This window comes from Streptomyces sp. NPDC107538, from assembly GCF_055657445.1.
Genome location: NZ_JBVKAY010000013.1, coordinates 28,079 through 47,634, shown reverse-complemented (window position 1 = coordinate 47,634; position 19,556 = coordinate 28,079). Strand labels below are relative to the sequence as shown.

Annotated in this window: 16 protein-coding genes and 1 tRNA gene; 10 read left to right on the top strand and 7 right to left on the bottom strand. The window is 71.9% G+C overall.

The window, feature by feature from the left end; translation table 11 throughout:
* Nucleotides 1-2: 2 nt before the first annotated feature.
* From ACZ7MG_RS33770 to ACZ7MG_RS33760, 3 genes are all read right to left on the bottom strand, one after another.
* The gene (locus ACZ7MG_RS33770) at nucleotides 3-296 is read right to left on the bottom strand and encodes a putative quinol monooxygenase (RefSeq protein WP_471382863.1); all 294 of its coding nucleotides are present in this window, start codon (nucleotides 294-296) and stop codon (nucleotides 3-5) included.
* Nucleotides 297-374: 78 nt separating this feature from the next.
* On the bottom strand, nucleotides 375-2,903 hold the full coding sequence (locus tag ACZ7MG_RS33765; protein ID WP_471382865.1) for a GH32 C-terminal domain-containing protein: 2,529 nt from the start codon (nucleotides 2,901-2,903) through the stop codon (nucleotides 375-377).
* Nucleotides 2,904-3,141: 238 nt separating this feature from the next.
* Nucleotides 3,142-4,104: a carbohydrate kinase family protein gene (locus ACZ7MG_RS33760; protein WP_471382867.1), complete on the bottom strand. Its 963-nt coding sequence runs from the start codon at nucleotides 4,102-4,104 to the stop codon at nucleotides 3,142-3,144.
* Between the two features lie 271 nt (nucleotides 4,105-4,375).
* Between ACZ7MG_RS33760 and ACZ7MG_RS33755 the strand changes: the two genes are divergently transcribed.
* The 4 genes from ACZ7MG_RS33755 (at nucleotide 4,376) to ACZ7MG_RS33740 (ending at nucleotide 8,706) form a co-directional block, all read left to right on the top strand.
* Complete coding sequence (locus tag ACZ7MG_RS33755) at nucleotides 4,376-5,404, top strand: substrate-binding domain-containing protein (RefSeq protein ID WP_471382868.1); 1,029 nt, start codon at nucleotides 4,376-4,378, stop codon at nucleotides 5,402-5,404.
* A 332-nt stretch (nucleotides 5,405-5,736) separates the two neighbouring features.
* Nucleotides 5,737-6,750, top strand: a complete 1,014-nt coding sequence (locus ACZ7MG_RS33750; RefSeq protein ID WP_471382870.1) for an ABC transporter permease — start codon at nucleotides 5,737-5,739, stop codon at nucleotides 6,748-6,750.
* A complete protein-coding gene (locus tag ACZ7MG_RS33745; protein ID WP_471382872.1) occupies nucleotides 6,747-7,577 on the top strand; it encodes an ATP-binding cassette domain-containing protein in 831 nt (276 codons plus the stop codon). The genes ACZ7MG_RS33750 and ACZ7MG_RS33745 overlap by 4 nt, the downstream gene beginning before the upstream one ends.
* Before the next feature lie 103 nt (nucleotides 7,578-7,680).
* Complete coding sequence (locus ACZ7MG_RS33740) at nucleotides 7,681-8,706, top strand: LacI family DNA-binding transcriptional regulator (protein WP_471382873.1); 1,026 nt, start codon at nucleotides 7,681-7,683, stop codon at nucleotides 8,704-8,706.
* Nucleotides 8,707-8,720: 14 nt separating this feature from the next.
* On the opposite strand, the gene ACZ7MG_RS33735 is transcribed toward ACZ7MG_RS33740, so the two are convergent.
* A complete protein-coding gene (locus ACZ7MG_RS33735; RefSeq protein ID WP_471382875.1) occupies nucleotides 8,721-9,368 on the bottom strand; it encodes a TetR/AcrR family transcriptional regulator in 648 nt (215 codons plus the stop codon).
* Between the two features lie 76 nt (nucleotides 9,369-9,444).
* Between ACZ7MG_RS33735 and ACZ7MG_RS33730 the strand changes: the two genes are divergently transcribed.
* A complete protein-coding gene (locus ACZ7MG_RS33730; RefSeq protein ID WP_471382877.1) occupies nucleotides 9,445-10,524 on the top strand; it encodes an oxygenase MpaB family protein in 1,080 nt (359 codons plus the stop codon).
* A gap of 381 nt (nucleotides 10,525-10,905) precedes the next feature.
* On the opposite strand, the gene ACZ7MG_RS33725 is transcribed toward ACZ7MG_RS33730, so the two are convergent.
* Nucleotides 10,906-12,255: a chloride channel protein gene (locus ACZ7MG_RS33725; protein ID WP_471382879.1), complete on the bottom strand. Its 1,350-nt coding sequence runs from the start codon at nucleotides 12,253-12,255 to the stop codon at nucleotides 10,906-10,908.
* Between the two features lie 269 nt (nucleotides 12,256-12,524).
* Here ACZ7MG_RS33725 and ACZ7MG_RS33720 point away from each other — a divergent pair, with 269 nt between their 5' ends.
* Nucleotides 12,525-14,771 (top strand): outer membrane protein assembly factor BamB family protein, encoded by a 2,247-nt coding sequence (locus ACZ7MG_RS33720; RefSeq protein ID WP_471382881.1) that lies wholly within the window; start codon nucleotides 12,525-12,527, stop codon nucleotides 14,769-14,771.
* 48 nt (nucleotides 14,772-14,819) lie between these two features.
* On the top strand, nucleotides 14,820-15,383 hold the full coding sequence (cyaB, locus tag ACZ7MG_RS33715) for a class IV adenylate cyclase (protein WP_471382883.1): 564 nt from the start codon (nucleotides 14,820-14,822) through the stop codon (nucleotides 15,381-15,383).
* A gap of 58 nt (nucleotides 15,384-15,441) precedes the next feature.
* Here the strand turns inward: cyaB and ACZ7MG_RS33710 are convergent.
* Nucleotides 15,442-15,515, bottom strand: a tRNA-Met gene (locus tag ACZ7MG_RS33710).
* Between the two features lie 55 nt (nucleotides 15,516-15,570).
* A complete protein-coding gene (locus ACZ7MG_RS33705) occupies nucleotides 15,571-16,737 on the bottom strand; it encodes a dihydrofolate reductase family protein (protein WP_471382885.1) in 1,167 nt (388 codons plus the stop codon).
* Nucleotides 16,738-16,790: 53 nt separating this feature from the next.
* Between ACZ7MG_RS33705 and ACZ7MG_RS33700 the strand changes: the two genes are divergently transcribed.
* From ACZ7MG_RS33700 to ACZ7MG_RS33690, 3 genes are all read left to right on the top strand, one after another.
* The gene (locus ACZ7MG_RS33700; protein ID WP_471382887.1) at nucleotides 16,791-17,321 is read left to right on the top strand and encodes a MarR family winged helix-turn-helix transcriptional regulator; all 531 of its coding nucleotides are present in this window, start codon (nucleotides 16,791-16,793) and stop codon (nucleotides 17,319-17,321) included.
* A gap of 156 nt (nucleotides 17,322-17,477) precedes the next feature.
* On the top strand, nucleotides 17,478-18,125 hold the full coding sequence (locus tag ACZ7MG_RS33695; RefSeq protein WP_471382889.1) for a GTP cyclohydrolase II: 648 nt from the start codon (nucleotides 17,478-17,480) through the stop codon (nucleotides 18,123-18,125).
* Between the two features lie 125 nt (nucleotides 18,126-18,250).
* Complete coding sequence (locus ACZ7MG_RS33690; RefSeq protein ID WP_471382891.1) at nucleotides 18,251-19,381, top strand: PP2C family protein-serine/threonine phosphatase; 1,131 nt, start codon at nucleotides 18,251-18,253, stop codon at nucleotides 19,379-19,381.
* Nucleotides 19,382-19,556: the final 175 nt, after the last annotated feature.

Sequence of the window (19,556 nt, the reverse complement as noted above, 5' to 3'; positions counted from 1 at the left end):
GGTCAGGGTGACGGGGTGAGGAAGGTCAGGACGGAGGCGTCCTCCTCGATGAGGGGGGTGAGTGCGGTGTTGAACGGGGGGCCGTAGGGGGCCTTCAGGTGGGTCTGGAAGGCGTCCTCGTCCCGGTAGACCTCGAAGATCCAGTAGGCGCGGGGGGCGGCCTCCTTGGTGTAGACCTCGAAGGCCAGGTTGCCCTCCTCCTCGCGCACCGTCCGGGCGTACTCCCCGAGCAGGCGGGCGACCTCTTCCTGGGCTCCTTCGCGGGCGGTGAACTCGGCGAGCAGGGTTTTCTTCATGCTGAGCTGTCCTCGGGTCGTGGCTGTCGTGGCTGTCGTGGCTGTTGGGACGTGTGGTCGGGACGTGGCGCCGGGGCGTCAGTCGTGGATGGAGTCGAGGTGCCAGACGGTGGCCTTGTCCAGCTTCACGGAGCCGTTCTCGGCGAACACCTGGACTCCCCGGTCGGCGGGGTCGGGGAAGATCTGGTCGGTGATCACGGCTTCGCCGCTGCCGCCGAAGACCTCGACCGACGACGAGTCGACGAGGATCCGCAGCCTGATCTTGCCGTTCACCGGCTTCAGAGGCGCGGTCTGGACGCCGGGGAAGGTGCTGTTGAAGTCCACGGCGCCGGAACGGGTGCGGTCGACGTACAGCTCCTCGGTCGCGGTGTCGTAGCCGATGACGGTCTCCGTGCCCCCGGCGCCGGTGCGCACCTTGAGCCCGAAGCGTTCGGCGTCCTTGACGGAGAACGTGGCCTCGATGTCGAGCGCCGTGCCGTCCGCGGCGGAGCCGGCCAACGGCTGCGACGTGTTCGTCACGGTGCCCGGGATCGCGGTCACCGCGGGGGTCTGCCGCAGGGACTTCACGTCGCTCACCGGTTCGCTGGTCAGCCGGACGCGGCCGTCGACGGTGCGCAGCGCCATCTGCCGGGGGATGCTCTGCGCGCCGCGCCAGGGGGAGGTGGGGGTGGCGCCGGCGTAGTCCCAGTTGCTCATCCAGCCGATCATGTGCCGCTTGCTTCCCGGGGTGTTCTCCCAGGAGACGGCCGCGTAGTAGTCCTTGCCGTAGTCGACCCAGTGGGCGCGTTGCAGGACGGACTGTGCGGGGGAGCCGGCGGTGGTGAACCGGTCGGCGAGGATGTGGCCCCAGCCGCCGGTGTTCATGTCGACGAGCTGGATCCGCGCCTGCTTGCCGAGGTAGGGGCGCATGTCGAACGAGGCCCAGTCGAGGGTCTCGCTGTCGGCGCCGGTGGCGCTGCGGACGACCTGGCCGTCGACGACCAGATTGACGGAGGTCTCCTGGGTGCCGGGCTCGGCCCGGGTGTCGGACAGCACGATCTGGTCGACGTTGAGGTGGCCCCAGCCGCCGGTGTTGCCGTCGACCACCCTGATCCGCGCCTTCTTGCCGGCGAGGTCCTGGACGTCCCAGGAGGCGGTCTCCAGCGCCTCGGCGTCCTTTCCGGTGGCGCTGCGCACGACCTGGCCGTCCACGAGGAGTTCCAGCGCGGTGGGGTCGGCGGAGCCGGAGGGGTGGTTGCCGCCGCCGATGAGGAAGGTGACGTAGCGCTTGTCCAGGGTGAACTCGGGCGAGGTGAGGGTGCCGGTGGTGGCGTCGCCGTTCCGGAAGGTGTTGACCAGGCCGCCGCCCTGGAAGCCGGAGACCTGCTGCTGGCCGGGGAGGGTCCCGGTGGCCGGTGCCGGGCCGAAGGCGTCGCCGGTGGTCGTCCAGTCGCCGTAGGTGCCGCCGTCGAAGTCGGCGAGGACTCTGCCCGGTCGGTGCGGGTGGCGTCCGCCGCCGATCTTGAAGTTCAGATACGGGCTGTCGACGGTGAAGGAGGGCGAGGTGAGGGTGCCGGTGGTGGCGTCCCCGGAGTGGAAGCCGTTGGCCAGGCCCTGGCCGTCGAAGCCGGAGACGGTCTGCTGTCCGTCGAGTGTCCCGGCGGCGGGCCGGGCGCCGAACGCCGTGCCCGTGGCCGTCCAGGCACCGAAGTCGGTGCCCTCGAAGTCCTGGAGCACCGTCCCGGCGGGCGGTGTGTAGCTGCCGTCGTCGTCGGCGGTGAACTTCGTGCCGTCGAAGTCGCCGACGAAGTACTGGGCGGCCGAACCGCCCGCGATCCCGCCGGGGTTGAGGTTGACGACCAGGACCCACTTGACGTTGTTCTTGTCGCCGTCCACGGCTAGCGGGAACAGGTCGGGGCACTCCCACACGCCGCCCGTCGCGCCGGCCGGGCCGAACTCGCTGAGCTGCGTCCAGTCCTTGAGGTTCTTGGAGGAGTAGAACCGCACCTTGTGCTCGGCGGACAGCGACACCGTCATCAACCAGCTCTGGGTGGGCGCGTACCACTGGACCTTGGGGTCGCGGAAGTCCTTCGAGTCGATGTCGATGACGGGGTTGCCCTGGTATCTGGTCCAGGTGCGGCCGCGGTCGGTGCTGTAGGCGAGGGCCTGCGACTGTATGCCGGTGGACTTGTCGTGCCTGGTGTAGATCGCCACCATCGGCGGGTTCCGCTTGGTGCCGAAACCGGTGGTGTTGTCCTCGTCGACGACGGCGCTGCCGGAGAAGACCATCTCCTCGTCGTCGTGCGACAGGGCGAGCGGCAGCTCCTCCCAGTGGACGAGGTCCGTGCTCACCGCGTGCCCCCAGGACATGTCGCCCCAGGAGTTCCCGTTCGGGTTGTACTGGTAGAAGAGGTGGTACTCGCCCTTGTAGTACACGAGGCCGTTGGGGTCGTTCATCCAGTTCTTCTCCGGAGTGAAGTGGAACTGGGGACGGTAGGTCTCGGAGTACGGCGGGGTGTCGGCCGCGACGGCCTGCGGGGCGAGCAGGGCGGCGGACAGGGCGCAGACGGCCGCCGCCGCGAGGGCCGTTCGCACACGGGCAGGCCGGGATACGCGTCCAGAGCTCATGGTGTCTCCTGTGCTGCGGCCGTCCACGCAGCACAGCATGCGGCGGGCGGCCCGAAGAGTGACGCCCTGGCCCGCGGTGACGTCCACACCACCGACCAGAGGTGACAGCGATGACATGTGTCAACGCTGACATCGAGTGGCCCGATGATGAGCGGTTTCCGGCCGACGCGTCAACGGTTCGGACAGGATTGCCCGAGGGGGTCGCCCGATGGGGAGCCCGTCGGGGCTCGTCCGCCGGTCAGCCGTGGTCGACGGCCGCGAGCTCTGCCAACTGGTCCTGCCAGGGCGGGTTGGGGCCGGGAACCGCGCAGGTCAGGGCCGCCACCCGGGCCGCGAACCGGCAGGCCTCCGCGACATCGTCGAGACGGACGGCGGCGAGCCGGCCGCCGAGCAGCCCCTGGGCGCCGAGGTGATGCAGCAGCCCGGCGGTGAAGGAGTCCCCCGCCCCCACCGTGTCCACGACCCGGGTCGCCACCGCGGGTACCGCCACGCGTTCGCCGTCCAGCGAGGCCAGGGCGCCGTCGGCGCCGCGCGTGATCACGACCAGCCGCGCACCGGCCGTGTGCCACACCTCGCAGGCATCCTCCGGCGGGACGCCCGGCAGGAGGAGGCGCAGGTCGTCCTCGCTCAGCCGCAGCACATCCGCCGACGCGCACCAGCGGGCCATCCGGGCGCGGTAGACCTCCGGGGGCACCAGCAGCGGACGGACGTTGGGATCGATGCTGACGGTGGCCTCGGCCGAGGCCCTGGCCAAGAACTCCTCCACGACCGCCGCGCCGGGCTCCCTGACCAGGGCGAGTGACCCGGTGTGCAGACAGGAGGTGCCGGACAGGTCGACTCCCGCCAGCTCGTCGAGAGTCCACTGCCAGTCGGCCGTGTTCTGGGCGTGGAAGGAGAACGCGGCCTGTCCCTGTGCGTCCAGCTCCGCCACGGCGAGCGTGCTGGGTTCGGCGGCGGCCACGGCGTTCGACAGATCCACGCCGGACGCTTCCAGGTGGGAGCGGAACAGGCGGCCGAACACATCGCCGGACAGCCGGGCGAGGAAACGTGCCGGGGTGCCGAGACGGGCCAGGGCCACGGCGGTGTTCGCGGGCCCGCCGCCGGGCAGGACGCGCAGCGCGAGCTCGTTCGAGGCGCTTGCGGGCTCGGTGAAGGCGTCGGCGACGCACTCTCCCAGGACGGTGATCTGGCGCGGGCTCATGAGCTGCTCTTCTCTGCGAGCGGTACGGGCGAGCGGTACGGGCGGCGGTACGGGCGAACGGGTGGATCGCACCCCGGCGGCCGGCCGGTGGTGCTCGGCCGGCGATGTGGGCGTTGCCGATTTGTGACGGGCGGAAGGCATTGACGTTGCCGGGAGACGGAGTCCATCATCCTCGCCATGCAGTGTCAACGATGACATAAGTCAACGGTGACACCGGGGGTGGCCTGCCCGTACCCAGCCCTGTGCCGCCCGCTATCCCTCAGGAGTGTTCATGTCTCGCACCACTCGCCTGTCCTCCTCCGTCCTCAGAGCCGCCGCCGTGACGGGCGTCGCGGCCCTCGCCCTGACGGCCTGCGGGCCCGGTTCCGGCGCCGACACCGGCTCGGATTCGTCCAGTGCCGGTTCGGGCGACGTGAAGGTCGGTCTGATCACCAAGACCGACACCAACCCGTTCTTCGTGAAGATGAAGGAGGGCGCGGAGAAGGCCGCGAAGTCCGAGGGTGTCGAGCTGATGACCGCGGCCGGCAAGTTCGACGGGGACAACGCCGGGCAGGTCACCGCCATCGAGAACATGGTGGCCGCCGGGGTGAAGGGCATCCTGATCACCCCCAGTGACTCCAAGGCGATCGTGCCCGCGATCGAGAAGGCGAAGGCCAAGGGCGTCCTGGTCATCGCCCTGGACACCCCGACGGAACCGCAGAGCGCCGTCGACGCCCTCTTCGCCACCGACAACGTCAAGGCCGGCGAGCTGATCGGCGAGTACGCCAAGGCCGTGATGAAGGGCAAGGCCGCGAAGATAGCCACGCTCGACCTCGCGCCCGGCGTCTCCGTCGGCGTGCAGCGCCACGAGGGCTTCCTGAAGGGCTTCGGCGCCTCCGACAAGGACGTCCTGTGTGCCCAGGACACCGGCGGCGACCAGGCCAAGGGGCAGACGGCGATGGAGAACTGCCTCCAGAAGGAGCCGGACATCAACGTCGTCTACACCATCAACGAGCCCGCCGCCCTCGGCGCGTACACCGCGCTGAAGGCCAAGGGCCGGGAGAAGGACGTCCTGATCGTCTCCGTCGACGGCGGCTGCACCGGCACCCAGGCCGTCAAGGACGGCAAGATCGCGGCGACCTCGCAGCAGTACCCGCTGAAGATGGCCGCCGAGGGCGTCAAGGCCGTGGTGACCTACGCGAAGGACGGCAAGAAGGCGTCCGGTTACACCGACACCGGGGTCACGCTGATCTCCGACAAGGCGCAGGACGGCGTCACGTCGAAGGACACCGCCTACGGCCTGGAGAACTGCTGGGGCTGAGCCGCCCCCTAGGCCGTGTCCGCGAAGTCCCGCCCTCCGGGCGGACGACGGGACTTCGCGGAAACGACCTAGGACCTGTCGTTCGGATCACGCCTGGGCCGCCGGGCTCCGCCTTGCGGCCGCACGCGCCGAGTCCCGCTCACCGGCGGTCGTCAGGCGTCGTGGCCCCAGGCCGGCATGGTCCGCACGGCAGGCCCGAGGACCGTACGAGACCGTACGAGACCGCCACCTCCCTGAGCGGGGCGGCCGGCCCTTCTCCTCCCCGACCGGTGGGGACGGCCGCCCCCCTTGTCCTGGCGACAAGGATCTCTGTCTTCCGACAAGGACTTCGCATGACAGCCACGTCCACGCCCCCGAGCACATCCTCGCCGTACGCGGAGCTGAAGGCGCCGACGGCGGCCCGCAGGCTGCTCACGGCTCCGACCACCGGGCCCCTGGCCGCCCTCCTCCTGGCCTGCGCCTTCTTCTCCCTGTCGACCGACCAGTTCCTCACCGGCGGGAACTTCTCCCTGATCATTCAGCAGGTCATGGTCGTCGGCACCCTCGCCATCGGCCAGACCCTGATCATCCTCACGGCCGGCATCGACCTGTCGTGCGGCGCGGTGATGGCGTTCGGCAGCATCGTGATCGCCAGGATGGCGGCCGAGGGCAGCCTGCCGCCGCTGGCCGCCATCGCCCTGGGCCTGGTCGTCTGCGGTGGATTCGGCCTGCTCAACGGGGCGTTGGTGCAGAAGATCCCGCTGCCGCCGTTCATCGTCACCCTCGGCATGCTGAACGTGGCGTTCGCGCTGACCCACATCTACTCCGAGGAGCAGACGGTCACCAACCTGCCCGGCCCGCTGACCGCGCTGGGGGAGACCTTCCCGCTCGGCTACACCGACGTGACCTACGGCTCGCTGGTCACCATCGCCCTGTTCCTGCTCCTCGCCTACGCGCTGAGCAGCACCGGCTGGGGCCGGCACGTCTACGCGCTGGGCAACAGCCCGGAGGCGGCCCGGCTGAACGGCATCCGCACCTCCCGGCTCACCATCGGCGTCTACACCGTGGCGGGAGTGCTGTACGGCATCGCCGCCCTGCTGCTCATCTCCCGTACCGGCGTGGGCGATCCGCAGGCCGGGCAGACCGACAACCTCGACAGCATCACCGCCGTGGTCCTCGGCGGCACCAGCCTCTTCGGCGGACGCGGCTCGGTCCTGGGCACCTTCATCGGCGTCCTGATCGTCGGCGTCTTCCGCAACGGCCTCCAGCTGATGGGTGTCGCCTCGATCTACCAGACCCTGATCACCGGTGTCCTGGTGATCCTCGCGGTGACCGTCGACCAGATCTCCCGGAAGAAGGCACGATGACCGCCACCGAGACCCCCGTTCTGCAGGCCCGCGGTCTGGTCAAGCGGTACGGCCAGGTCACCGCCATCGACGGCGCCGACTTCGACCTGATGCCGGGCGAGGTCCTGGCGGTCATCGGGGACAACGGCGCCGGCAAGACCAGCCTGATCAAGGCCCTGACCGGTGCCGTGGCCCCGGACGCGGGCGAGATACGGCTCAACGGCGAGCCCATCACCTTCTCCGGTCCGCAGAGCGCACGCGCCCACGGCATCGAGACGGTGTACCAGGACCTCGCCGTCGCCGCGTCCATGGACATCGCCTCCAACATGTTCCTCGGCCGCGAACTGCGCCGGCCCGGTGTCCTCGGCACCGCCTTCCGCATGCTGGACAAGAAGCGCATGCGGCAGGAGGCCGCCGAGCACATGGCCGACCTGAAGATCGGTCTGCGCTCGCTCACCCAGTCCGTCGAGACCCTCTCCGGCGGACAGCGGCAGGCCGTCGCGGTGGCCCGCGCCGTCGCCTGGGCCCGCAGCGTCGTCGTCATGGACGAACCCACCGCCGCCCTCGGCGTCAAGGAGTCCGGTCAGGTCCTCGACCTCATCCGCCGGGTCCGTGACAAGGGCATGCCCGTCGTCCTGATCAGCCACAACATGCCGCACGTCTTCGAGATCGCCGACCGGATCCACGTCCACCGCCTCGGCAGGCGCGCCGCCGTGATCAAGCCGTCCGACTTCTCCATGGCGGAGGTCGTCGCCATCATGACCGGCGCGCTCGCCGTGGACGAGGCCGGCGCTACTGTCGTAGCGGATTCGGAGGCCGCGAAGGCCGCCGGAGTGCAGGCCGGCTGAGAGCATTCTCAGCACGGAAAGGTTCCGGCCGAGGCGGTGGCCCAGGCCGCGGGCCGAGGCCGGAACCGACGAGCAAGACGAGCAACAGGAGACCGTTTCCTCCATGGCAGCGAACCGCCGCCCCACCCTGGCCGACGTCGCGCGCGAAGTCGGCGTCAGCGCCAAGACCGTGTCCCGGGTCCTCAACGAGGACGGGCCCGTCTCGGCGCAGACCCGGGAGCAGGTACTCGCCGCAGTGGCCGAACTCGGCTTCAAGCCCAACCTGATGGCCCGCAACATGCGCGTCGGCGGCCCGGACACCACCATCGGGCTGGTCATCCCCGATGTCGCCAACCCCTTCTTCGGAGCCGTCGCCCGGGGCATCGAGGACACCGTCGCCGAGCGCGGCCTCACCCTCCTCATGGGCTCCTCCACGGACGACCCCGAGCGGGAGCGCGCCCTGACGGACAAGTTCCTCGCCCGCCGCATCAGCATCCTCATGGTCGTGCCGTCGGTCGGCGCGGACCACTCCCACCTCAAGGTCCACCGCGCCGCGGGCCTGCCCATCGTCTTCCTCGACCGCCCGGGGGTCGGGCTCGCCGCGGACCACGTCGTCAGCTCCAACCGCTCGGGCGCACACGACGGCGTCGCCCACCTGATCGCCCACGGACACCGGCGCATCGGCTTCGTCGGGGACCTGCCCACGGGGCTGTACACCCGCCGCGAGCGGCTGGCCGGATACCGCGCGGCCCTGCGGGAGGCGGGCCTGCCCCACGACCGCTCCCTGGTGACCAACGCCCATGACCAGCACGGTGCCTCGGCCGCCACCGCCCAGCTGCTGGGCCTGGCGAATCCCCCCACGGCCCTGTTCGCCGGGAACAACATCGTCGCGCTGGGCATAGTCACCGAACTCGCCCGCAGCAACCGCAAGGACGTCGCGGTCGTCGCCTTCGACGACGTGGCGCTCGCCGAGGCCCTCGAACCGGCCCTGACCGTCGTCGCCCAGAACCCCGAGGAGATCGGCAAGGCGGCCGCGGCCACCGCGCTGGCCCGCCTCGACGGCGACACCACCCGCACCCGCACGATCACCATCCCCACGCGGCTGATCAGCCGGGGCTCGGGCGAGCGTCTCTTGGGGTCGGTCACCTAGAGCGCCTGCGGTCGTCAGCGGGGCGGCGGCCAGAGTGCGCCGAGGATCAGCCGTACCTGGTCGACCAGGTGTGACGGGTCGAACCTGCCGGGATCGGTGAGCGCGACGCGGCCGAAGTGCTCCGCGCAGGCGACGAGCGCGTGGGCGAGGACCTCCGGGTCCGCGCCGCCCCGCCCGGCCGGGACGTGGGAGATCCACTCCTCGACCCGGCGGCGGAACCGCTCCCGGTCCGCCTCGATGCGGTCGCGGACGACCGCGGGCATGGTGCCCGGCGTCAGCAGGATCAGCCGCCAGGTGTCCGGGTCCTCGCGGAGCATCGCGGACATCCGCCGTACGGCCTCGGCGGCGAACCCGGCCGGGTCGCGCGGGTCGACCCCGTCGGGGAGCGTCGCGAGCAACCGGGCGAAGGCGCGGGCCTGCTGACGGTCGAGCAGCGCGGTGAGCAGGGCGCCGAGATCGTCGTAGGCGCCGTAGACCACCGACCTGGCGACACCGGCCCGCTTCGCGACGGCGTCGATGGAGACCCGGTCGTAGCCGTCGCTCACGATCACGGCGAGCGCGGCGTCGAGCAACTGCTCACGGCGCTGCGCGAGCGGGACGCGCGGGGCGTACGGGCGTCGCTTGCGCGGCGGGCGGTCTTCCGAAGAGGTGGGCGCAGACACCTTCCCAGTTTACGACAGTCATGTCTTAATTTACGACAGCAGTGTCGTAAGTAGAGAGGCGAGGGGGTGAGGGTCGATGGCGAGACTGGCGAGGCCGGCGAGGCTGAGGCGGAGTGAGGTCGAACCGCATGAGGACTACGGGTTCTTCGGGCCGGGCTCGGTGGTGTGGAAGGTCTGGAGCTATCCGACGGCACCGACGGTCGGGTTCCAGCGGGCCGTGGTCGTCGAGGAACTCGATCCGCCGCTGGTCGCCGCCGTCCACGCGACCCAGGGCATCTACCGGCGCTCCCGCACGCGCTACGACCGGACCCTGCGGTACTTCGCGATGGTGGCCTTCGCCGGTTCACGGCAGGTGTGCGAGGCCGCGGACGTCCTGGTCAGGATCCATTCCAAGGCGATCGGCGAACTGCCGTACGGCGGCGGGACCTACGACGCCAACGACCCGGCCTCGCAGCTGTGGATCCAGCTCACCGGCTGGCACTCCATCCTCTACGCCTACGAGAAGTACGGACCCGGCAGGCTGACGGAGCGGGAGGAGAAGGAGTACTGGGAGGCGTGCGCGGTCGCCGCCGCGCTGCAGACGTGCTCCCCCGACGACGTCCCCCGCAGCCGTGACGGCGTCCGGGCGTACTTCGAGGAGATGCGCCCGCGGCTGTCCGCCAGCCCGATCGCCCGCCAGGCCATGAACCATCTGCTGCGGAGCGAGCTGGTCCTGCCGCCGGTGCCGCGCTGGGCGAAGCCGGTGACCATGGCGGTCGCGAGGGCCCAGCGGATCGCGACCCTCGCCACGATGCCGCGCTGGATGCGCGAGCTGGCCGGCATCCGGCAGTCCCGCCTCCTCGACGTGCTCATCGTGCCCGTCATGAGGACGGCCTTCGCGCTCGTCCACCTCAGCCCCCGGGCCGAACTGCGCCTCATCGGGCGGCTGTCGCCCTCCACGGTCGCGGTGATCGCGCCGATGAAGCTCGGCGTCCCGCCCCGCAACGCGGAGGTGCTGACCCCCGCGGAGGCCCGCGCCCGCCACGGCTACGCCCGGCCCGCCGAGGCCCATCCCGACTTCCGAGCCCGCCAGGCGGCCCGCGTCTTCACCGACGGCAAGGCGCCGAGCGAACAGGGGCTCATCGACTCGGAGGGGATTCTGGGGCCGCTGTCGTGAGCGGGGGGTGATCGGTGCGGGGGGTGATCGGTGCCGCGGGTGATGGGTGATGGGTGAGGGGTGAGGGGGATCGGGGTCGGGCGGGGTGGGGTGCTGGGAGGGTGGGGCCGGTCGCTGTCGGGTTGCGGGGGTGGAGTCGGCTGGTGGGGGCCGGTTCCGGGGGTAGCCGCCACCGGTTCCGGGAGTAGCCCCGCCCTCCCCAGGTCCGGGACCGATGCCGGCCGGGTTCTTCCGGGGCCGCCCGCCGCCCGCCATTCGTCGCCGCGCCCGCCATTCGTCGCCGCGCCCGCCACTCGTCGCCGCGCCCGCCACGCCGGCCGCTGTGCCGGAGCCGTCACCCCGACCGTCGCCCGCCCACCGCGACGCCGTTGTGTCGAGCGGTCACCCCGGCCGCCGCGAAGGCGGCCCCGACGGCTCCGACACAGGCAACGGCGCAAGCCTCGCCGTAGCCACGTACGACACCACCACCGCGACGATCACCAGCGGCATGACCGTGACCCCCCGGTCCCCGATCAGCAGGGTGGCCAGCAGGACGGAGACCAGCGGCAGGCGCAGCATCGCGGCGCTCATCGCCCCGATCCCCATGGCGAACCCCGCGACCAGGCTCAGCCCCGGCAGATGGGAGCAGAGGATGCCGCCCGCCGCGCCCACGAACATCGCGGGAAAGATCGGGCCGCCCCGGAAGGCGCTGAGCGAGGCGCAGTAGGCGAGGCCCTTGCACAGCACCAGCAACGCCAGCGCCCCCACCGAGTACGTGGCGCTCTGCGTGAGGAACGGATCCAGTGCCGTCTGCCCCGAATACAGCACATCGGTCGCCGGTTTGCCGCTGCTCTCCGCGTAGCCGATCGCCAGCCCCGCCACGACCAAGCCGATGACCACCGTGGCCGGCACCCGCCGCCGCTCGACGTGCGTCCGGAGCCGGACAGCGAGCCACCGGATGCCCGCCCCGACGAGCGCGGCCGACAGCCCGACGACCAGGGCCCAGCCGAACTCCGCCGCCGTCGGGCGGGTGGCCTCGGGGACGTCGTGCAGGGTCAGCGAGTAGGTGCCGAGCCCGGTCCAGGACCCCAGCCCGACGAAGATGAGCGCGCCGACGCCCGCGGCCAGCAGCCCGGGCACCAGCACCATCGCCATCACCGGCCCGCCCAGCCCGGAGGCCTCCATCAGGAGGAACGCCCCCAGCAGAGGCGACCCCAGCAACGAACTGACGGCCGCGAAACTCCCCGCCGCGCCCAGCACCGCGCTCATCTGCTCCGGCGGATCGCGTCGGACGACCCGTACGGCAGCGGCGGCGAGCCCGCCGCCGAGCGCCAGCAGCGGGGCCTCGGGCCCGAGGACGGCGGCGAAGCAGAGCGTGGCCAGGGCGGCGGCGAAGATCCCGGGCAGTTCGATGAGCTTGGGTACGCCGGCGGGCTGGAACCCGGCGGTCGGCTCATGGCCGCCGTGCCCCGGCACATACCGGACCGTCAGCCCCACGAGCAGCCCCCCGACGGCGAGCAGCGGCACCGGCCACCACACCGGCGTCCCGTCGAACCCGAGCGCCTCCGGCAGATCCGCGTAGATCAACGGCTGCACCTCACCGACCAGCGCGAGAAAGCCGAACGCCAGGGCGGACACCGGTACGCCGATCAGCGCGGCCATCACCAGCAGCACCAGGTACGCGCGGCTGCGCAGAAGCGTCATCGGGTCCGGGGGCGAGGCACCCTCCGACCCGGCCGCATCGACCGGCATGCGCACCGCCTCCTCGCGCCGCCCTCGCATCGCCACAGCGCATCGCGCCTGGCGCGAGCCGCGCGGTTCCGAGCGTGGCACGCCGTCCCCGGGCGGGCATGCCGGTGCCGCCCATGCGGGTCACTCCGATGACGCCGGGGTTCCGGGAACCCCGGGGGCGCTGTGGCGCGTCCGAGGGCACAGGCCGGTGCGGATCGCGTGCGTGGCGGACATCATGGACGAGAAGGCATCCGGGGGGTGGATTGCCCTCAGAAGGGGGCAGGGGGCCCATGGCGCAGGTGTTGGAGAGCGGTGACCCACGGCAGGTGGGGCCGTACCGGATCGTGGGGCGGCTCGGTGCGGGTGGGATGGGGCGGGTCTATCTGGGGGTGTCGCCGGGTGGCCGTGCGGTCGCCGTCAAGACCATCCGGCCCGAACTGACCTACGACCCCCAGTTCCGGCAGCGGTTCGCCCGGGAGGCCGCCGCCGCGCGGGCCGTCAGCGGGGCCTTCACGGCCGCGGTCGTCGACGCGGACCCGTACGGGGACCCGCCGTGGCTCGCCACCGTCCATGTCGCGGGCGTCTCGCTCGACGACACCATCGCCCGCCACGGCCCGCTGCCCGAGTCCTCGGTGCTCGCCCTCGGCGCCGGTCTGAGCGAGGCGCTCCAGGCCATCCACACCGCGGACCTCGTCCACCGGGACCTCAAGCCCTCCAACGTGCTGCTCGCCCCCGACGGCCCCAAGGTGATCGACTTCGGGATCGCCATCGCCGCCGGGTCGAGTTCGCTGACCCGCAGCGGAGCCGTCATCGGCACCCCCGCGTTCATGTCGCCCGAGCAGTTGACGGGTGGCCGCGCCGGTACGGCCGCCGATGTGTTCGCCCTCGGTGGCGTACTCGTCTTCGCCGCCACCGGCGAGGCCGCCTTCGGGTCCGGCCCGTCGCTCGGCGTCGGCTACCGCGTGGTCCACGACGAGCCGAGCCTGTCCGCCGTACCCGCCGGGCTGCGTCCCCTCCTCAGCCGGTGTCTCGACAAGGTGCCGGAGCGCCGGCCCACCGTCGCCGAGCTGCTCGCCGAGTTCGCCGCCCGTATCCTCCCGGCCCCCGACGCGCCGTACGGCACGGACACCGTGACCCTCGCCCTCCACGGCGGCGCCTGGCTCCCCGCGTCCGTGGCCTCCTCGGTGCGCCGCGCGGGGGAGGAGGGAGGGACGGCAGCGCAGCCGTGGCAGCAGCAGCACCACGGTACGCGGACCGCGACAGCCGAGGGCGGGACGGACGCCCCCACCCCCGCCGACCGCCACACCCCCGACGACCGCCACACCCCCGGCGACTCCCACGTTCCGCCGCCGGCCTCCCCGTCCACCGGAACGCCTCCGCCCCCGCCTCCGCCTCCGCCTCCACCCCCGCCCCGCCGCCGCGTGCTGGCCGCGCTCGCCGGCGTGGGAGGCGTCGCCGCCGTGGGCGTAGGGACGTATCTGCTGGGGCGGGGCGATCAGGACCCCGACGACGGTTCGGACAAGGGCAACGGCAACGGCAACGACACGCTGAAGGACCCGGACGGCGGCGTGCCGACCCCGGGGCGGCTGCGATGGAGACGCGGCACCGGCGGCCCGGTCGCGCCCGCGCTGCTCGCCGCGAACGGGCTGGTGTACGCCGGCAGCAAGGACGGGAGCATGTACGCCCTGGACGCCGAGACCGGCAAGCCGCGCTGGCAGTTCAGCACGGGCAACGGCGTCTACACCTGCCCCGCCGTGGCCGGCGGTCTGGCCTACTTCGGCAGCGCGGACTACCACCTGTACGCCGTCGATGTGAAGACCGGCGAACAGCGCTGGCAGTTCAGCGCCCGTGGGGAGGTCAACTCCTCTCCGGTGGTCGCCGGGGGAGTGGTCTACGCCGGCAGCGACGACGGCAACCTGTACGCCGTGGACGCCCGCTCGGGCGACCGGAAGTGGACGTTCGCCGCCGAGGGCCGGATCCGCTCCTCCCCGGTCGTCGCGTGGAACAGGGTCTACGTCGGCAGCGAGGACGCCCGGCTCCACGCCGTCGACGCGGCGACCGGCGAACGCCGCTGGGCCTTCCCGACCGACGGCGACGTCAAGTCCTCACCGGCGGTGGCCGACCGCGTCATCTACGTGGGCAGTTACGACGGCAACCTGTACGCCGTCGACTGCGACACCGGCGCACTCCGCTGGGCCTTCACCACCCGGGGCGGAGTCGGCTCCTCGCCGGTCGTCTCCGGCGGCGTCGTCTACGTCGGCAGTGACGACGGCAACCTGTACGCCGTGGACGCCGTCACCGGCAAGCAGAAGTGGAAGTTCACCGTCGGCGCCGTCGTCTACTCCTCGCCGACCGTCCTCGGCGACGCCGTGTACGTCGGCAGCAAGAACGGCAACCTCTACGCCGTACGGACCGACACCGGCAAGCCCCTGTGGACGTACCGCACCGGCGGGGACATCCGCTCCTCGCCCACGGCGACCGACGCCACGGTCTACGTCGGCAACGACAGCGGCACGGTCTTCGCGGTCAACCGCTGAACTCTGCCGCGCCGCACCGCGGGTGGCGGGTGAGGAGAGGAACGGGTCGTGATCGAGGCGGAGTTGAAGGCTCGGATCCGTGCGCCGGAGGCGGTCGCGCGGGCGCTCGACGAGCGGGCCGAGGGGCGGTCCGAGACGTATCAGGACACGTACTACGACCTGCCGGACGGCGGTCTGCGCGCGCGGGACGAGGAGTTACGGCTGCGGTTCGTGGTGGACCACGGCACGGGCGACCGGCGGACCGTACTCACCTTCAAGGCCGCAGCCGTGGACGAGGCGTCCGGTTCGAAGCCCGAGTACGAGACACGGGTCGAGGACTCGCAGATCGCGCACGCCATCCTGGAGCACCTCGGCTACGTACCGGCGATCGTCTTCGAGAAGCGCTGCCGCAGCCACCGCTTCGAGGCGTACGGCCGTCAGATGCTCGCCACTCTCGTACGGGTGCCCGAGCTGGACGGGACGTTCCTGGAGATCGAGACCCTGGTGGAGGAGGAGACCGAGGTCACAGCGGCCCTCGACGACATCCGCGCGGTACTCGGCGATCTGGGCATCGCCCCGGAGGACCTCACCCGCGAGCTGTACACGGACGCGGTGGCGGCGGCCCGCCGGTAGACGGCACAAAAACACCTGGGGCCGGAATCCTCATCGGATTCCGGCCCCAGGCCTTCAGTAGCGGGGACAGGATTTGAACCTGCGACCTCTGGGTTATGAGCCCAGCGAGCTACCGAGCTGCTCCACCCCGCGTCGTTGAAACCAGTGTACGCCATCCGCGGGACCCGACGCACACGGGTTGATTTGCTCAACCCACCAGATGCTTGTTGGGCGCCTTCGCCGCCCCCTCGCACCCCGGCACCACCACGACCACCGCCCCCTCCGCCACCAGCACCGCGTTCCCCGCCGCCGCGTCCGCCACGAACGTGTCCGGCTCGCGCCAGGCCGTGACGACGCGGCGGATGCCCGCGTCGAGGACGAGCCGGGCGCAGGGGGCGGGGCGGGAGGCGCGGCGGGCGCACGGTTCCAGGCTGCTGTAGACCGTGGCGGAGGAGAGGCGCGGGTCGGTGGGGTCGATCTTGGCGAGGGCGGCCTCCTCGGCGTGGACCACGGGGTCGTCGCCCTCGCGGGAGTGGCCGCGGGCCAGTTCCGTACCGTCGGCCGCGACCACGACCGCGCCCACGCTGAACGCGGTCCGGGAGGGCGGGCACTCGGCGGCCAGTTCGCAGGCCAGGGCCAGCCAGTGCCGGTCGGCGGGGGAGGTGGCCGACCCGGTGCCGGGGACGCTGGGGGCGTACCGGATGAGGACGACGTCGCCGACGGGCCGGGTCTCCAGCAGCCGCAGCCGGCTCTTCGGCCCCCCGGGGTAGGCGCCCGCCCCGAACAGCCGTGGCGCGTCGGCCTCGCCCACGAAGATCGGGGCGACGGCCAGCTGCACCTCGTCCGCGAGCCCCTGCTGGAGGAGCTGGGTGTGGACGCGGCCGCCGCCTTCCACCATGAGGCGGCGGACACCGCGTACGTCTCCGAGGTGGTCGAGGACGGCTCGCCACTCCAGGTCGGGGCCGACGGAGACGACGTCCACGCCGTTCGGCCCGGTCGGCAGGCCCGCCTCGCGCAGCCGCTCCAGCCGTTCCGCGCCCTTGTCCGTCGTGTACACGACCTTCTCGCCGCCGGTGTGCCAGAACGCGGCCGCCGGGTCGAGTTCGCCGGACCCGCTGACGGTGACCTTCAGCGGGTACTCGGGGAGCCCGGCGGCGACCCGGGCCGCGCGCCGCTCGGGGGAGTTGACCAGCAGCCGGGGGTTGTCGGTGCGCAGGGTGCCGGCGCCGATCAGGATGGCGTCGCTCGCCGCGCGCACCTCGTCGACCCGGTCGAAGTCGGCCGGGCCGGAGAGCAGCAGCCGTTCGGGCCCGGTGTCGTCCAGGAAGCCGTCGAGGGAGACGGCGGCGGACAACAGGACGTAGGGCTGGGGCATGGACGCGCTCCCTGATGTTGGTTCAAGTTTTAAACAATAACTACACTGTACGTATGACGACCCGCTGGCTCACCCCCGAGGAACAGCGTGCCTGGCGTGCCTACGTGGCCGCGAGCTCGCTCCTCGAGGACGCGCTCGACCGGCAGCTCCAGCAGGAGGCCGGTCTGCCGCACCTCTACTACTCCGTGCTGTCCGCCCTCTCCGAGGCGCCGGACCGCCGGATGCGGATGACCGATCTCGCCGAGCATCTGAAGATCACGCGCAGTCGGCTGACGTACGCCGTGACCCGGCTGGAGAAGGACGGCGTGGTGCGGCGCGAGGACTGCCAGTGGGACAAGCGGGGCAGTGTCGCCGTGCTCACCGACGAGGGGATGGCCCTGCTGGAGCGCACGGCGCCGGGCCATGTCGAGACGGTCCGCAAGGCCGTCTTCGACCATCTCAGCCCTGAGCAGATCGGCCAGTTCGAGGAGATCTGCGCGGCCATCGCGGGGGCGATCCAGGGCGGGGACCCGCAGGCGGCCGCCGCCTCCGACGACCTCCCGTGGCGCCGCCGGGCGTGCACGTCGAGCCAGTCCGGCCAGTAGGGCGACAGGAGCCGACAGAAGTTCTCCCGTGTTGCGGGAATGTGAGGTCGCTCCAATTCGGTTGCTTGAAATTTGAAGCACGGGTTAGAGTCGCTGCGAGCGCTGTGCTTCAAAACTGAAGCACAGCGACGCCCGCACCAGGACCGGAGATCCCGCATGCCCGAATTTCCCGCTGCCACCCCGCGTGCCCGCGTCCGGGTACCGCTGCGTTTCCAGGACGGTTACGGCGTCGACGCCGAGCTGGTCACCTTCCACGGCCTCGTCGACGACCAGGAGCACCTGGCGATCGTCCTCGGCGACCCCGCCCCCGGCACGGCCCCGCTGGTCCGGCTGCACTCCGAGTGCCTGACCGGCGATGTCTTCGGCTCGGCCCGCTGCGACTGCGGCCCGCAGCTGCGCGAGGCGGTGGAGCGGATTGCCGACCAGGGTGGTGTCCTCCTCTACCTCCGCCAGGAGGGCCGGGGTATCGGCCTCTACAACAAGCTCGACGCGTACGCCCTCCAGGACCAGGGCCTCGACACCTACGAGGCGAACGCGGCGCTCGGCCTGCCGGAGGACGCCCGCGACTACACGGCGGCGGCCCAGATGCTGGGCGCCCTCGGCATCGACGAGCTGGACCTGCTCTCCAACAACCCGGACAAGGCGCAGCAGCTCCGCGACCTGGGCGTCGGCGTCCGCCACCGCGTCCCCACGGGCGTCTTCACCACCGCCCACAACGTCCGCTACCTCCGCGCGAAGGTCCTCCAGACCCAGCACACCCTGCCGCTGCCGGAGCTGACGGGCCTCACGGTGACGGCGGGCTGAGGCGCCCTCCCCACCCGGCCCTCCCCGCCGGTCCTCACCGCTCCTCCCCACCGGCTCTCCCCTCCGACTAGCCCACTCGGCCCCGTCGGCTCGCCCCGCTCGTCGCCCCCGGAAACCCTGTATCCGTGGGGCAGCGAGCGGGAGCGGACGGTGCGAGGGAGCCGGGCGGGCGGCGGTTCTCGTACGCACGCACGCTCGTCCGCGCCGTCCCCGCCCTCCTGATCGCGATCGGCCTCTTCTACGACCACTTCACCCCGAGCGAGTTCACGGCGGTCCCCTTCTTCACGGCCGCGCCCCTGGTGGCGGCCCCGCTGTTCTCGCTGCACGGGACGGTGATCACCGGCGCGGTGTCGGTGGCCGGCATCACCGCCGTACGGCTCTTCCACGACGACGCGGGCCACGAGGACGCGATCACCGAGATCGCGACGGTGGCCACCGTCGCCGTACTGGCCGTACTGATCAACCGTCTCGTCCGCCGCAGCGACGCCCGGCTGGCCACCGCCCGGGAGATCGCGGAGGCGGCGCAGCGGGCCGTACTGCCGGTGCCGCAGGAGCGGATCGGCGGGCTGGAGATCGCCGCGCGGTACGAGGCGGCGCAGGCCGGGGCGTCGATCGGGGGCGATCTGTACGCGGTGCAGGACTCGCCGCACGGGGTACGGCTGATCGTCGGCGATGTGCGCGGCAAGGGGCTGGGGGCGGTGTCGGCGGTGGCGGTGCTGATCGGCGCGTTCCGGGAGGCGGCCGAGCAGGAGTCCACGCTCGAAGCGGTCGCCCAGCGGCTGGAGCGGGCGCTGGCCCGCGAGGGCACCCGGCGGGAGGCCGCGCGCCGGGACGCGGCGGTGGAGCGCGAGGGGTTCGTGACGGCCGTACTGGCGGAGTTCCCGCACGGCGCCGGCCGCGTCCGGATCGTCAACCGGGGCCATCCGTCGCCCCTGTTGCTGCACGCCGACGGCACCCTGTGCACCCTGGACGCCCCGCGGCCCGCGCTGCCGCTGGGCATGGCGGACCTGGGCAGCTGGCCCGACCGCGCGGAGGAGACCGGCTTTCCGCCCGGCGCCACGCTGCTCTGCTACACCGACGGCCTCTCCGAGGCGCGGGACGCGCGCGGGGTCTTCTACGACCCGGCCGCGCGCCTGTCCGGGCGCACCTTCTCCGCCCCCGGCGCCCTGTTGACGACCCTCGCGGACGAAGTGCGCCGGCACACGGGCGACCGCATGACGGACGACATGGCCCTCCTGGCGATCCGCCGCCCCTGACGTCGCACACGTCTCTCTCACATCTCACGCATCTCTCACGGCCGATGTCACCGACCGTGTTCGTCCGACCGTCCTGCGTATAACAACTGACGTACCGTCAGGACAATTGTTACTCGTGGGTCAGCGCCAACTCGCCCGTTTTCCGCCCCCCATGACCCGTAAAGTCCAGCGCGAA